Origin of the sequence: Micromonospora sp. CP22, from assembly GCF_009712475.1 — a bacterium.
Lineage (GTDB): Bacteria > Actinomycetota > Actinomycetes > Mycobacteriales > Micromonosporaceae > Micromonospora.
The window spans coordinates 18,643-31,444 of sequence record NZ_VCJO01000029.1; the positions used below are offsets into that span (position 1 = coordinate 18,643).

Consider the following 12,802-nt stretch of genomic DNA (forward strand, 5'->3'; position numbering starts at 1 on the left):
CTTCGAATACTCGACGCATGAGAGCTTCGCCCTCGCCCGCTGACGGCTCTCGGCACGTGGTCATCGTGGCGGCGGACGACGCCGTACTGCTCGACGTCGCCGGACCGTTGCAGGTGTTCGCGCTCGCCGCGAAGTTCGGCGGCGACTACCGGGTCCGCCTGGCGTCGCCCGACGGTCAGCCGATCCACACCCGCGAGGGTGTCCACCTCGGCGTCGACACCGCCCTGGACGCGGTGACCGATCCGGTGCACCTCCTGGTGGTCGCCGGCTGCGACCCGGCTCCGACCAGCACCACGTTGGTGTCGCTGGCGCAGGCGGTGCGTCGAGTCCGCGACAGGTGCACCGTCGTCGCCTCGGTGTGCATCGGCGCGTTCGTACTCGCCGAGGCCGGCCTGCTCGACGGCCGACGGGCGACCACCCACTGGGCCCGGTGCCGCGAACTGGCCGACCGGTACCCACAGGTCACCGTCGAGACCGACGGCATGTACGTGCAGGACGGCGACGTCTACACCGCCGCCGGGGTAACCGCCGGCATCGACCTCGCGCTGGCCCTGCTCGAACGTGACCACGGCGGCGCACTCGCCCGGCAGGTCGCCCAGTGGCTGGTGGTCTTCCTACAGCGACCGGCCGGACAGTCACAACTGTCGGTCCGTGGCCGTACCCGACCGTCACGCCAGCCGGCGCTGCGGGCGGTGCTCGACGCGGTCGTCGAACAGCCACACGCCGACCACTCGCTGGAGGCGATGGCCGCCCGCGCGGCGATAAGCCCTCGCCACCTGTCCCGCCTCTTCATCGAGGTACTGGGCACCACGCCCGGCCAGTACGTCCAACAGATCCGGGTCGAGGCCGCCCAACAGCTCCTCGAAGCCGGTGACGACACCGTCGAGGTGGTGGCCAAGCAGTGCGGATTCCGCAGCGCCGAGACCATGCGGCAGGCCTTCCACCGGGTCCTCGGAATGGCCCCGACGACCTACCGCCAACGATTCCAGAAAGGCGCACCCCATGCCTGACCACCCGAACCGTCGCCAACTGTTGACCATGGGCGCAGCGCTGGCCGCTGCCGGGCTCACCATCGGCAGCGCCGCCCCGGCCGCCGCCCGCACGCGGTCGGCGGGCGACGAGGAACCGCTCGACATCGCGTTCCTGGTCTTCGACGGGCTCGTCCCACTCGACCTGATCGGCCCGCTGAGCGTCCTCGGCTCCACCGGACGCGCGGGCGGACCACCGGCCCGGCTGCACTTCGTCGGCCCGGACCTGGCACCGATCCCCGGCGGTGCGGGCTTACAGTGGGCGCCGACCGCCACCTACGACACCCTCCCCCGCCCCGACGTGCTCGTCGTGCCCGGGCCGGGCCAACCCAGCATCCTCATGCAGGATCCCGCCACCCTGAACTACATCCGCACCGCGCACCGGCACACCCGCATCACGTTCGGAGTCTGCACCGGCGTGCTGTTGATGGCCGCCGCCGGCATCCTGCGGGGCCGCGCGGCGACCACCTACTGGGCGTTCGCCGACGAGCTGCCGCTGTCCGGCGCACGCTTCAAGCGGCGACGCTGGGTCGTCGACGGCCGGATCGTCACCAGCGCCGGCGTCAGCGCCGGGATAGACGCCGCGCTCGTGGTCGCGGCAAGCCTGTGGGGCGAACGGGCCGCCGGCCGGGGCCAGGCATTCCTGGAGTACGACCCGCAGCCGCCGTTCGACTACGGCCGCGTCGAGAACCTGCCGGACGCCGACGAGAAGCACCTCTGGAACCTCTTCCAGGCGGAACGCGACCGAGTCCGCGACGTGCTCAGCTGAGTACCCGTAGTCAGCCCTAAATTCTGTCGCCGTGCCGCCGCCAGCCGGTTCGCTGCTGGCGGCGGCACGGCGATGACTACCGATCCCACGGTTCGGCGGGGAGACAGCCGTTGATCGGGTTGCCGTACAACCGTTCTCCGTCCAAACCCGCATAGCAGTGCTCAAGTTGGTCCTCGCCTTGGAGCGCGCGGTAGCGTCAGGACGAAGCTTCCTCTGCGATACCGGGGGGCGAACGAATGCCCTGGACGGGTTTGCGGTAGGCAGCAGGCACCGCGGGGTGGGTCTAGTCGAGCAGTGCGAGTTCGTACTGGGGAGCGTCGGTACGCCGCAGGCTGACATACCCGGCCTCGCAACCGCTTCGGTTATTGCTGGTCGCGGACACTTGGTGTCGCTACGGTTCGGTGCCATGCCCGACGCGATCTTTGCCCACCCGCGCCTCGCGCCTGTCTACGATGCGTTCGACGGCGACCGCGCAGACCTCGACGCGTACCTGCGCATCGTCGACGAGTTCGACGCCCGGCACGTGCTCGACATCGGGTGCGGCACCGGAGCCCTGGCCATCGCGCTGGCGAGAAGCGGACGACACGTGACCGGTGTTGATCCCGCCGCCGCCTCACTCGACGTGGCGATGTCCAAACCCGGCGCCGCATCGGTCACCTGGCTCCACGGGGATGCCACGACGCTTCCCGCGCTGTCAGCTGACATCGCGTTGATGACCGGCAACGTGGCTCAAGTCTTCCTTGACGACGATGCCTGGAGCGCGACGCTCCAGGGCATTCATGGCGCGCTACGCGACGGCGGTCACCTCGTCTTCGAAACGAGACGCCCGCAGCGCCGTGCCTGGGAGGAATGGGTACTCGACACTGACCCCGTCACCCGAAACGTTCCTGGCATCGGTGCGGTCGAACGGCGCATGGAGGTCACCAGGGTGGCGCTGCCGTATGTCTCCTTCCGGTACACGTACACCTTCGCCGCGGACGGCTTCTCGGTGGAGTCCGACTCCACCCTGAGGTTCCGCAGTCGAGCAGAGGTTGAGGAAACCCTGGTGACCAGTGGTTTCACCGTCATCGACGTCCGCGAGGCCCCGGACCGCCCGGGACGGGAGTACGTGTTCGTGGCGCAACGCACGCACTGACCGCCAGCCAGCTCCGACTGAGCTTTGCATCCCGCAACGAGCCTGCCGCCGAGGGGCTAGATGCGAGCGTTCACCGTCTCCACGCCGTCGCCGGTGACGTCCGCCAGATAGGCACGCCTTCCCGCGAGAAGCATCACCAACGCCTCGGTGGTTCCCCGGACGATCGGACCGTCACCGATGTGGAGCGGTCCATCGGTCGCCTCCCAGCGCAGTCCGGTGGCCACGTTGCGGCTGTTGACGGCGAAGTTCTTGGCCACGAAGAACCTGGCGACCGTGGTGGCCGCCTCGACCGACGGCCCACCGGGTAGGTCGAGCGAGCGGCGGATGTCCTGGCCATGCACGACGACCTCACCGAGCCAGGCGGCGGGATTTCCCATGGGCGCGGTGGTGGACGGGATGATCGCCCGGAACTTCGCAAGCGTCTCGGCGGGCGTCTCACCGAGCTGCTCGTTCAAGCGGCGCCGGTTGTGCAGGTCCGGGCGGAATCCGGCTGCGACGATGCTACGGATCCAGCGGAACGGAGTCATGCACCCGGCCGAGGTCAGGTGCGCCAGCGTTTCCTCGACGGACCACGATTCGCAGAGCGACGGGGCGGCCCACTGGGCCTCGGTCAGGTCGGCGAGATCGTCGGCCAGCTGCCGACGGGCGGCGATGATCTGGTCGGTCAGCTGTGTCGGACCCACGGAATCGGCGGAGTTCATCGCAGCAGCCTAGTGACGGCGGGACCAAGCCCATCACGCACTTGAGAAGGTTCAGCGACGTGCGTCGAACTGGGCGCGGGCTTCGAAGACGCGGTCCATGTGGGTCTCCGCCCAGTTCTTGATCGCGACCATGACCGGGAACAGTTCATGGCCGAGCGGAGTGAGTTCGTAGTCGACGCGGACCGGTACCGAGGCCGTGACCGTGCGGGTGACCAGGCCGTCGCGCTCCAGGGTGCGCAGGGTCTGGGTGAGCATCTTCTGGCTCACGCCGGCGATGCGGTTGGCGAGTTCGCTGTGCCGCTGCGGGCCGTCGGCGAGAGCTGGGATCACCAGTGCGACCCACTTGTCGGTGAGCCTGCTCAGCAGTTCGCGGGTCGGGCACCGTTGCAGGAACGCGTCGTACTCGCGTTTGGCCTGCTCGCGTCGTTGGGCCGCGGTCGTCGTAGCCATCTTGCCCCCCACTGGTGCCCTAGGCACTTCCAGGTACCTACTTTCTCATGGTGCCCGCTGATTCGTACGGTCCTGGTGATCACGAAGTTCCACGAAGGAGTCGACGATGCGCGCAGTCAGGTATGCACAGTTCGGTGGCCCGGAGGTCCTGCACGTGGCCGATGTGCCGGTGCCCGAGCCGGGGCCGGGACAGGTGCGGGTGAGGGTCACCGCGTCCGTCGTCCACCCGGTCGACCTGCTGATCCGTTCCGGTCGGTTCCCGGCACCGCTGCCGACCGGTCTGCCGTACACCCCCGGCTGGGATGTGGCCGGCACCGTCGATGCGATCGACCCGGCGGTCGAGCAGTTCACGATCGGCGACGCGGTCGTCGGCTTCTCGCCATGGCTGCGCACCACGGTCGGCGCCCACGCGGAGTACGTGGTGCTCGACGCGGCCTGGCTGGCCCTCGCGCCCGCCGACGTCCCCGCCACCGAGGCGGCGACCCTGCCCACCAACGGCCTCGCCGCCACACAGGCCCTCGACCTACTCGCGGTCCCGGCCGGTTCGACGGTGCTCGTCACCGGCGCCGCCGGGCAGGTCGGCGGGTTCGTTCTGGCGCTGGCCCGGACGATCGGCCTACACGCCACGGGACTCGCCAGAACCGACGACCGGGCGTTCGTGGAGTCGCTGGGCGCGGCATTCCTGTCGTGCTCAGACGACCTGACGGGAGTCTTCGATGCGGTCGTCGACCTGGCGGTGATCGGTCCCTCGCTGCTGGACCTCATCCGCGACGGCGGCGGTTACGTGGCCGCGTCGCCTCCGCTTCGTCCGGAACCGGTGCGGGGCATCCGGACCTTCGCGCTGGAGGTACGACCGGACGGATCGCGCCTGAGTGAACTGGTCAAACTCGTTACCAGCGGCGACATCCCGCTTCGGGTCGCCGGCGTGTACCCCTTCGCCGACGCCGCGGCCGCTCACGACCGGCTGGCGCAAGGCGGCGTCCGTGGCGGCGTGGTGATCGTCCCCTGACGCCCAGTTATCGATCCTGTCGGATGCCGGCGATCTGGGCGACGATCAGGTCGACTCGCTCCTCCTGCCCGTCAGGGGGGATGCGGCCGCTGCCCGCCAGGACGGTGATGCCGTGCAAGGCGCTCCAGACGACTTCGGCGAACAGTTCGCGTCGCTCGTTCTCCGGGGGGAAACAGTTGACGAACTCGTCGAACGAAGCCCGCAGCGGGGCCGGTGTCTCGGTGCTGGCGAACTTCAGGTCGGTGGGCAGGATAAACATGGCCTGGTACAGGGCGGGTCGCTCGGTGGCGAACGCCAGGTAGGCGTGGCTGACGGCGCGCAGGGCCTGTCCGGGTTCGGCAGCGGCCTGCCTTGCCTGGCTCAGGTGGACGGCGAGCTGGCTGAATCCGTCCAGGGCCACAGCGCTGACGATGGCGTCTTTGCCATTGAAGTGGCTGTACAGCACCGGCTGGCTGTACTCGACGCGTTCCGCCAGCCGTCGTGTCGTGACCGCTTCCCAACCTTCGGCCTCCGCGAGTTCGCGGGCGGCCGTGATGATCAGCTGGTGACGGTGAGCGCGTTCCCGCTCGCGGCGCTCGCTGACGGCGGACATTGCCACATCCTAGCAACGCTAGACATCCTGTCGAAGACAGCCTAACGTCGCTATCAGATCTAGCACCGCTAGATTTCACCGCCGCTGCCAGGGAGAAGACGCTGTGCTCACCACCGTCGCCACCGTCCTCGCCGGACTGATCGGCGCAGGCATCATCGCCATCGGGCTGAACGCCTTCCGGGCACCACACGCCGCAGCCGGCTTCGGCATCCCGGACACGCCGACCGAGGACCCCACCTTCCGGGCCTGGCTGAGGGTCAAGGCCGTACGCGACATCGCCTCGGGCATCCTGATCTTCATCGTGCTGGCCGGCGGCACTCCCCACCTGCTGGGCTGGTACATGCTGGCCGCCGCCGGCATGCCCACCGGCGACGCGATGATCGTGTTGCGCGGCAACGGCCCCAAGGCGATCGCGTACGGCGTGCATGCCGCCACCGCCGCGATGATGGTGGTGATCAGCGTGCTCCTCCTCGTCGCCTGACCACATAGTCAGGCCGCTTCAGCCGACGATCGCGTCACTGAAGGGAACAGCTCCTCTCCATGCTCAGCTTCGAGATCAGTCCGATCGGTACGGTGCGCAACGACCGGACGGATGTCCAGCACACGGACAACTGGGGTGCCGTCCGCAGCACGATCACCATCGACGAGCGCTTCGGCGAGGCGTGCCTGCAAGGGCTGGAAGACTTCTCCCACGTCGACGTACTGTTCGTCTTCGATCAGCTTTCGGAACACGACGACTACCGCGAGCCTCGCCCGAATCGCGGCCGCACCGACCTCCCGCCCGTCGGCGTCTTCGCCGGTCGCGGTCCCCGCCGACCGAACCGCATCGGGGTGACGTGCTGCGCGATCGAATCCGTACGCGGACGCGAACTGACGGTGGTCGGCCTCGACGCGGTCTCGGGTACCCCCGTCATCGACGTGAAGCCGACGATGACCGAGTTCCTGCCGACGAACGTCCAGCAGCCGGAGTGGGTCAGCCAACTGATGTCGGAGTACTTCCAGCCGTAGGCGAGGACTTGACGCCCGCCAGCCAGCCACTACGTGATCTTGGTGCTCATCGCCGGTCGAAGGTTCGGAGGGAGGTCCGCCATGGGTCGGACCTGGTTGTACCTCGTCCGCCACGGGGAACAGGACGCGGCGTCCGGGCACCGGTCAGATGCTGGCCTGTCACACCTCGGCCGCGAACAAGCAGACCGGTTGGGCCGACGCTTGCAGACGGTGCCGTTCGCGACGCTCCACCACAGCCCGCTGGCCAGAGCGACCGAGACCGCCGACGTCGTTGCCACCCACCTGCCTCAGGTGCCGAGGCACCCCTGCGACCTGGTGGCCGACCGAACACCAGTGCCCTCCGTCGGACAACGTGGCCACTACCCGCACCGCTGGCATGCCTGGCTCGACGGGATACCCGACGACGAACGCGATGAGGACGCCGCAGCCCTGCAAGCCGCTGTCGCCCACTTCGGCGTGACCGGCGACGCCGAGCGACATGAACTGCTGATCACGCACAACTTCGTCATCGGCTGGTTCGTACGCCACGCCCTCGACGCCCCGACCTGGCGATGGATCGGCCTCAACCAGGCCAACTGTGCACTCACCATCGTGCAGTGGCACTCCGACCGGCCGCCAACCCTGATCAGCTTCAACGACACGGGACACCTGTAGCTCCTCGGCCACACCCGTGTGTTCACTCCACTGCCGGCAGGGTCGGGTGGTCGGTGGGGTAGATGCCGACCGCGAACCCGTACACGGTCTCGCCGGACCTCGGCATCCGGTCGAACGCATCGACCAGTTCCGCCATCTGGTCCCAGAACTGCGAGGCCTGATCTGCCGAAATGCGCGCATGTCGAATGAAGCCCCAGAGCTTCCCCTGCTCGAACGCCTTCGCTGACTCGCGTGCAGCCACCTCGAAGTCGTTGAAGTCACCCGGTAGCTGTTCTCCGCCGGGCGATGGCTCCGCCGCCACGTAGAACATGCGCGCCGTACGCCCGTAGAAGCGCTCCTCGACCGCCCGCACCTTCCGCGTGCGCACCACCTGGAGAAGGCCGTTCCTTGTCAGTACGTCCACGTGGTGCGCGACCGTGCTCTTGGGGCGCTCGACTGCGGCCGCGAGCTCGGTGACGGTCGCGGCCCGCTCGTGGAGCAGCTGCAGGATGACCGTACGGAGCGGGTGACCGATCGCCTTCACCTGCTCCGGTCTGGTCAGCGCCTTCCGATCGGCAAGCTCGTAGTCCGGTGGGTTGTCGGCCATGGCGTAACAAACTAGCATCACCGAACGTTCCAAAAATCTCGATCGTTAGCGGGGGGTTCGACGCCATGGCCGACGTGCTGCTCTACCACCACATCCAAGGTCTGACCGGCGGGGTCCGGAGCTTCGCCGACAGCCTGCGACAGGCCGGGCACACCGTGCACACCCCGGACCTGTTCGACGGCCGCACGTTCGGCAGCATCGAGGAGGGGCTCGGATTCGCTCGAAAGTTCGGCTTCGACGCGCTCCAGGAACGCGGCATCGCCGCAGCCGCCGGACTCGGCCACGGGCTCGTCTACGCCGGATTCTCCTTCGGCGTGACAATCGCCCAGCGGCTCGCGCAGACCCGACCCGACGCCTGCGGGGCGCTCCTCATGGAATCCTGCCTCCCCGTCACGGAGTTCGGAGAGACATGGCCCGAGGGCGTGCCGGTGCAGATCCACGGCAAGGAGGACGACGAGTTCTTCGACGAGGACCTGCCGGCCGCACGCGAGCTAGTCGGCTCCACGGCGCACGCCGAACTGTTCGTCTATCCCGGCGACCAGCACCTCTTCGCCGACTCCTCGCTCGACAGGTACGACCCGGAGGCGGCCGCGCTACTCATGGAGCGGGTGCTGGCGTTCCTCTCCTCCATCAAACCGGCGTGACTCACTGACTGGCCCAAACTCCCAGCCGGACGATCGGCAGAGCCGGTGGGTCGATCCGTCGTCCGGTTACGCCCGACTCCCGTCATCCATTCGACGGGTCACCAGGCGCGGCCGGGGCGGGGTTGCAGGTTCAACGGCCCGAACTCGTCGACGCACAGCACCCTGCCATCGGCGGGTGGGTGGTCGTAGAGATCCAGGATCCGGCGCATCTTCGTGGTGAAGTCGGGATCGGTGATCATTCCGGACCCGAACCTGCGGGCGGCGTTGGCGTCGCTGGTCGGTGGTCCGTCCGAGGTCAGCGTCGACACGATCCGCTCCGGCCTCTACACCGAGGTCATCTTCGCGGAACTGGATCCAACGTCTATCGCGGAGGTTCACCCACCGGGTCCGCGAATCCTGTTCAACGAGCGGTACCGCTTCGAGAACTTCAGCCTGCTGGGCGTGACGATGGCGCATGAAACACTGCACCAGGACCCCGCAATCAGCGGGATGGAGGAGTACATCGCCTACGCCCTACACAGCGGCTACTACGGGCAGGTGCTACTCGAGCAACCGAAGCTGACCACCAGCGGCACCGAGCTGACTCGGCGGGCGAACACTGCGCTGCTGGCCCTGGTGAACACGCGGGACGCGAAGGGCCGACAGAGCCTGACGGCGAACCGAGGCAACGTGCTCCCCGGCGCAGCAGTTCCACTGGCCAACTTCCGGTCGCTCTTCCCCGCCGACCTGAGCCCCGCGACACCCGGGAACCCGGACCTGAACGCCTTCCTCAGTGCGATGACGAAGACCCGGCAGCGCAACGCCGACTTCGACCAGGCCACCGCCGACCTCCTCGACGTCCGGCTGCTCTGGGCGCCGCCCGAGGGCCGGCTGCGCGTGGCCAAGCTGCTGCAACTCAAGCTTCCCAAGGGTTGCCCGCCCTGGCCGCAGCCGACGGTCCCCACGCAGATCCCCGCCGGCGACCAGCCCGCCGAAGCCACAGCCGCCACCCCCGTCGAAAGGCCGGTGGAAAGCGGCGCAGCCTCACCCCTCGCGGCGACCGCGGCCGTGCTCTCCCTGCTCACCCTGGTGCGGCTGCGACGCCGCCACCGGGCGGTGCCGGGCGAGCCGCCTCGACTTCCCTGATGGGCGCGCAGTCCACGATCCGCCGTACCGCACCGCTGACGGCGGCGGTGACCATGCTGGCCACCGCCGCCGTCCTGGTCGTCTCGGCACCCGAGACGCCACCCCCGTCGACCACCGGACTGTCCCAACAGCGGACAGCGACGAGCCCACCGACAACGCGACCGGCCAGGTCCGTGACACCCACAGCAGCCGCCGGTCCGGGACCGACGGCCGTGTCTACCGCCGGCACGGCCGTCACCGCGCCGTCCCTGCTGGCGGCGGGATCCGTCCGGCTGCCGCGAGGTAGCACGGCTCGCCTCGTCCGCCGGGACGTTCGGCCCGATGGCACGCTGCCCGTGCCTGACGGGGTCACCGAGGTGACCTGGTGGGGATCGGACCTGCTCGCCGCAAGCGGAGCGGCGGTACTCGCCGGGCATGTCAACTGGCAGGGCGAGGTTGGACCGTTCGCCGAACTGTGGCAGGCCGAGCACGGCGGCCACATCGAGGTCGCCGACCGGCACGGACGCCTGCACCGTTACCGGATCACCGAGGTGCACACCGTGGTGAAGAACGACCTGCCGCGACGCGCCCCGGACCTGTTCGCACAGCACGGGCCCCACCGGATCGTGCTGGTCACCTGCGGTGGTCGCTGGGTCGGCGGGCCGCTGGGCTTCGAGGCCAACCGCATCGTCGTCGGCCAACTGGACTGACCAAAGATGCTTCTCCCCCAGCCGGAGCACTCTCACCATCGGCACGGGAACACCCAGACGTGCAACCCGGGCCCTACCTGGCCGTCGGACCTGCCCAAAGCCCGTGCCGCGTCGAGGTCAGCAACGTGCCATCGGTGGGCGCTATGCCGCCTCCGGGCGGTTGCGGCGTGGAACGAGCTTGGTCGTCGCCTGGGCGGTGGTCCTCTTCAACTCCGCGAGGACGGAGGTGTAGATGTCGGCGGTCATCGTGTACGAGGAGTGGCCGAGGGTGTCCTGGATTTGCTTGATGCTCGCCCCAGCCGCGAGCATCAGGGTCGCGGCGATGTGCCGCATGTCGTGGAACCGGACCGGGGGCAGGCCACTTCGGGCGACGAGCCGATCGAAGCGGCCGGTGACCGTCTCGGGATGCCAGGGTTGGCCGCCACGGCGTCGGACGAAGAAGATATCGCTGTCGACCCAGGCGTCGCCTGCGGCAAGCTTCCACCCCGCGCGGCGCATCAGGTAGGTGCGCAGGGTTGTCACGGTGTCGTCGCTGAGGTCGACGACCCGGTCCCCGGCCGCCGACTTCACACCCTTCTCGATCACCTGGTAGCCGACGCTGGTGCGCTGGCTGGTGATGGTGATCGCGGCGGCTGCCAGATCGACGTCGTAGTCGTGCAGACCGCACAGCTCGCCTCGACGCGGGCCGCGGTGGATGGCCGGGTCGAACAGGGGATACAGCTCGGGTTCTTCGGCTTCGGCGATGTCGAGGAACGCGACCACCTGGGCGGGGGTCCAGACCATCACCGGGCTGGGTCGCTGCCCGGTGTGACGCCACCGGTTGACCGCCGCGTCGGTCCACAGCCGAGGCTCTGGCGACTTGCCGGACCTGAGTTCGACTGACTCGGCCGGATTACGGTCGATCAGGCGGTGGTGGTAGAGACGGCGCGCGTCGTTGAGCGCCTTGCGCAGGGTCGCCAGGATGCGCTGCTGGCTGGCGGCGCCAACCGTCCGTTTCCCCATGACCGTGTCCCGAATCTCCTTCACGGGGCTGGTCTTGGCGGCGACGATTTCGGCGTTGCGGGACTCGATCGCGGTGAACACCGATTCGATGTGCGCGGCCGTGAGGTCCTGAAGGGCCACCTGCCCCAGGTGGGGTGTCCAGTACGTGGTGATGTGGTCCTGGCAGCTGCGCCGCGTCGCCGGTTGCAGCTTCGTCCGCCCCTTGATCCACTCGGCGAGGTACTCGCCGACAGTGAGCTGGGTGCCGGTGGACACCTCGGCGCGGATGCGACGGGCTACGTGATCACGCTCGATCAGCGGCTGCTGGGGCGTGACCGCGTACAGCAGGTCGGCGATCTGCCGGCGTCGGATCTCATCGCGGCCGGCGAGGTCGAGCAGCGCGCGGGCGTGGTCGCATTCGTCGGCGGCCTTGTCTCGGGTGTCGAAGCCGCCGCGGCGCAGTTGCCGCCGCCTGCCGGCGGCATCGAGAGGGAGTTCCAGCTGGTAGCGCCATGTGCCGTGGTGGGGGTTCCACCCGTTGCCGCGGCGCAGCTTGGGGCATCGTGCGCCGAGGCGTTTGCCGTCTATGCGGCAGCTGCAGAGCTTGGTGATGGGTTCGTCTGCCACGAGTTCTCTCCTCGCCGATGCCGCCGGTGGGCGGGCATCGGATTGTGGGGTGTTCGTCGGATGGTGATCGACGCTCGTCGCGGTCGTGTGTTCAAGTCGCCGGTGGGGTCGGGAGTTCGTTCGGTACGCCGAGGGCGGCCAGGATCGCCGCGACGGAGACCCGGTAGCGGGAGCCGACCGCAACACGGGCACCGGCAGCCGGTCCCAGCGCGCCAACTCGTAGGCACTGCTACGGGACAGGCCGAAGATCTGCCCGGTGGTGGCGACATCGGTGACCGCGCCGAGCGCGCGGATGCGCTCGATCGTCCAGACGGGCGGGGATGCCGGGGTGTTCAAGAAGGAACAGGGAATGTGCTATCCATGGCATTTGTCCTTCTTGATGTGAGGAAAAGGGCCCCGCCACCTGGGGTGGCGGGCCCTCTAGGGACAGGGCGACGGAGTCGACGCAGCCTTCGACCGCGACGATCAGGTGTGGACAGATCGGCTGCTGTAGACACATCAGCCAAGTCGAGGGCCGGTTGTGGTATTGAGTCAGCCCTCGCCGCAGTCGGCTGCGGTCTCCCGCTCCTCCGACAACTCCACGCCGTAACCGAACACCGGCTTGCGTGACGTTTCGTCGACCCTCTCTACCCCCTGAGGTCCGGCCTTCCAGGAGCCGACTGGGTCGGAGAACCAGAGGGTGACATTGATCAGTGGCAGATCACTCTCACCCTCCGGCACGATCATGGAGCAATAGTCAAGACTTGTGGATGAGAAATCTTTGATCAGGCGGCTGTGGCGTCGGTCGTGACCAGCTCGGCGGCG

At 68.5% G+C, this 12,802-nt stretch carries 17 protein-coding genes; 10 read left to right on the plus strand and 7 right to left on the minus strand.

Annotation, left to right across the window (positions count from 1 at the left end):
• Positions 1-17 precede the first annotated feature (17 nt).
• The 3 genes from FF096_RS25050 to FF096_RS25060 all read left to right on the plus strand — a co-directional run bounded on the left by FF096_RS25050 (position 18) and on the right by FF096_RS25060 (position 2,932).
• Entirely contained in the window at positions 18-1,010 is a 993-nt protein-coding gene (locus FF096_RS25050) for a GlxA family transcriptional regulator (protein WP_155222025.1), read from the plus strand.
• Positions 1,003-1,797 (plus strand): DJ-1/PfpI family protein, encoded by a 795-nt coding sequence (locus FF096_RS25055; protein WP_155222026.1) that lies wholly within the window; start codon positions 1,003-1,005, stop codon positions 1,795-1,797. Before FF096_RS25050 ends, FF096_RS25055 begins: the two co-directional genes overlap by 8 nt.
• Before the next feature lie 406 nt (positions 1,798-2,203).
• Positions 2,204-2,932 carry a bifunctional 2-polyprenyl-6-hydroxyphenol methylase/3-demethylubiquinol 3-O-methyltransferase UbiG gene (locus tag FF096_RS25060; protein ID WP_155222027.1) on the plus strand — a complete coding sequence of 243 codons (729 nt, stop codon included), beginning with the start codon at positions 2,204-2,206 and terminating at the stop codon, positions 2,930-2,932.
• Between the two features lie 56 nt (positions 2,933-2,988).
• On the opposite strand, the gene FF096_RS25065 is transcribed toward FF096_RS25060, so the two are convergent.
• Complete coding sequence (locus FF096_RS25065) at positions 2,989-3,633, minus strand: maleylpyruvate isomerase family mycothiol-dependent enzyme (RefSeq protein WP_155222028.1); 645 nt, start codon at positions 3,631-3,633, stop codon at positions 2,989-2,991.
• A 51-nt stretch (positions 3,634-3,684) separates the two neighbouring features.
• Positions 3,685-4,083, minus strand: a complete 399-nt coding sequence (locus FF096_RS25070) for a helix-turn-helix domain-containing protein (protein ID WP_155222029.1) — start codon at positions 4,081-4,083, stop codon at positions 3,685-3,687.
• A 106-nt stretch (positions 4,084-4,189) separates the two neighbouring features.
• On the opposite strand from FF096_RS25070, the gene FF096_RS25075 reads away from it, so the two are divergent.
• Positions 4,190-5,092 carry an NADP-dependent oxidoreductase gene (locus FF096_RS25075; protein ID WP_155222030.1) on the plus strand — a complete coding sequence of 301 codons (903 nt, stop codon included), beginning with the start codon at positions 4,190-4,192 and terminating at the stop codon, positions 5,090-5,092.
• 7 nt (positions 5,093-5,099) lie between these two features.
• Here FF096_RS25075 and FF096_RS25080 read toward each other — a convergent pair whose 3' ends face one another.
• Positions 5,100-5,684, minus strand: coding sequence for a TetR/AcrR family transcriptional regulator (locus FF096_RS25080; protein WP_155222031.1), 585 nt, complete (start codon positions 5,682-5,684; stop codon positions 5,100-5,102).
• Positions 5,685-5,787: 103 nt separating this feature from the next.
• On the opposite strand from FF096_RS25080, the gene FF096_RS25085 reads away from it, so the two are divergent.
• The 3 genes from FF096_RS25085 (at position 5,788) to FF096_RS25095 (ending at position 7,346) form a co-directional block, all read left to right on the plus strand.
• Complete coding sequence (locus FF096_RS25085) at positions 5,788-6,165, plus strand: DUF4267 domain-containing protein (protein WP_309223894.1); 378 nt, start codon at positions 5,788-5,790, stop codon at positions 6,163-6,165.
• A gap of 59 nt (positions 6,166-6,224) precedes the next feature.
• Positions 6,225-6,692, plus strand: a complete 468-nt coding sequence (locus tag FF096_RS25090; RefSeq protein WP_155222032.1) for an SAM-dependent methyltransferase — start codon at positions 6,225-6,227, stop codon at positions 6,690-6,692.
• Between the two features lie 81 nt (positions 6,693-6,773).
• On the plus strand, positions 6,774-7,346 hold the full coding sequence (locus tag FF096_RS25095; RefSeq protein ID WP_155222033.1) for a histidine phosphatase family protein: 573 nt from the start codon (positions 6,774-6,776) through the stop codon (positions 7,344-7,346).
• 22 nt (positions 7,347-7,368) lie between these two features.
• Here FF096_RS25095 and FF096_RS25100 read toward each other — a convergent pair whose 3' ends face one another.
• On the minus strand, positions 7,369-7,932 hold the full coding sequence (locus tag FF096_RS25100; protein ID WP_155222034.1) for a transcriptional regulator: 564 nt from the start codon (positions 7,930-7,932) through the stop codon (positions 7,369-7,371).
• A gap of 65 nt (positions 7,933-7,997) precedes the next feature.
• Between FF096_RS25100 and FF096_RS25105 the strand changes: the two genes are divergently transcribed.
• Positions 7,998-8,576 carry a dienelactone hydrolase family protein gene (locus tag FF096_RS25105; RefSeq protein ID WP_155222035.1) on the plus strand — a complete coding sequence of 193 codons (579 nt, stop codon included), beginning with the start codon at positions 7,998-8,000 and terminating at the stop codon, positions 8,574-8,576.
• 98 nt (positions 8,577-8,674) lie between these two features.
• Here the strand turns inward: FF096_RS25105 and FF096_RS25110 are convergent, their stop codons facing one another.
• On the minus strand, positions 8,675-8,815 hold the full coding sequence (locus FF096_RS25110; protein ID WP_230462953.1) for a hypothetical protein: 141 nt from the start codon (positions 8,813-8,815) through the stop codon (positions 8,675-8,677).
• On the opposite strand from FF096_RS25110, the gene FF096_RS25115 reads away from it, so the two are divergent.
• Together FF096_RS25115 and FF096_RS25120 are read left to right on the plus strand one after the other, a co-directional pair.
• The gene (locus FF096_RS25115; RefSeq protein ID WP_155222036.1) at positions 8,808-9,701 is read left to right on the plus strand and encodes a hypothetical protein; all 894 of its coding nucleotides are present in this window, start codon (positions 8,808-8,810) and stop codon (positions 9,699-9,701) included. The two genes, FF096_RS25110 and FF096_RS25115, sit on opposite strands and share 8 nt — an antisense overlap.
• The gene (locus FF096_RS25120) at positions 9,701-10,390 is read left to right on the plus strand and encodes a class F sortase (protein WP_230462954.1); all 690 of its coding nucleotides are present in this window, start codon (positions 9,701-9,703) and stop codon (positions 10,388-10,390) included. The genes FF096_RS25115 and FF096_RS25120 overlap by 1 nt, the downstream gene beginning before the upstream one ends.
• 141 nt (positions 10,391-10,531) lie before the next feature.
• Here the strand turns inward: FF096_RS25120 and FF096_RS27390 are convergent, their stop codons facing one another.
• Positions 10,532-11,998 carry a site-specific integrase gene (locus tag FF096_RS27390; protein ID WP_309223895.1) on the minus strand — a complete coding sequence of 489 codons (1,467 nt, stop codon included), beginning with the start codon at positions 11,996-11,998 and terminating at the stop codon, positions 10,532-10,534.
• Positions 11,999-12,529: 531 nt separating this feature from the next.
• On the minus strand, positions 12,530-12,802 hold a 273-nt coding region (locus FF096_RS25130), incomplete at its 5' end, for a hypothetical protein (protein WP_230462955.1).

Coding starts and splice junctions, on each gene's coding strand:
- FF096_RS25050 (WP_155222025.1), top strand. CDS start 18: ATGAGAGCTTCGCCCTCGCCCGCTGACGGCTCTCGGCACGTGGTCATC.
- FF096_RS25055 (WP_155222026.1), top strand. CDS start 1,003: ATGCCTGACCACCCGAACCGTCGCCAACTGTTGACCATGGGCGCAGCG.
- FF096_RS25060 (WP_155222027.1), top strand. CDS start 2,204: ATGCCCGACGCGATCTTTGCCCACCCGCGCCTCGCGCCTGTCTACGAT.
- FF096_RS25065 (WP_155222028.1), bottom strand. CDS start 3,633: ATGAACTCCGCCGATTCCGTGGGTCCGACACAGCTGACCGACCAGATC.
- FF096_RS25070 (WP_155222029.1), bottom strand. CDS start 4,083: ATGGCTACGACGACCGCGGCCCAACGACGCGAGCAGGCCAAACGCGAG.
- FF096_RS25075 (WP_155222030.1), top strand. CDS start 4,190: ATGCGCGCAGTCAGGTATGCACAGTTCGGTGGCCCGGAGGTCCTGCAC.
- FF096_RS25080 (WP_155222031.1), bottom strand. CDS start 5,684: ATGTCCGCCGTCAGCGAGCGCCGCGAGCGGGAACGCGCTCACCGTCAC.
- FF096_RS25090 (WP_155222032.1), top strand. CDS start 6,225: ATGCTCAGCTTCGAGATCAGTCCGATCGGTACGGTGCGCAACGACCGG.
- FF096_RS25095 (WP_155222033.1), top strand. CDS start 6,774: ATGGGTCGGACCTGGTTGTACCTCGTCCGCCACGGGGAACAGGACGCG.
- FF096_RS25100 (WP_155222034.1), bottom strand. CDS start 7,932: ATGGCCGACAACCCACCGGACTACGAGCTTGCCGATCGGAAGGCGCTG.
- FF096_RS25105 (WP_155222035.1), top strand. CDS start 7,998: ATGGCCGACGTGCTGCTCTACCACCACATCCAAGGTCTGACCGGCGGG.
- FF096_RS25110 (WP_230462953.1), bottom strand. CDS start 8,815: ATGATCACCGATCCCGACTTCACCACGAAGATGCGCCGGATCCTGGAT.
- FF096_RS25120 (WP_230462954.1), top strand. CDS start 9,701: ATGGGCGCGCAGTCCACGATCCGCCGTACCGCACCGCTGACGGCGGCG.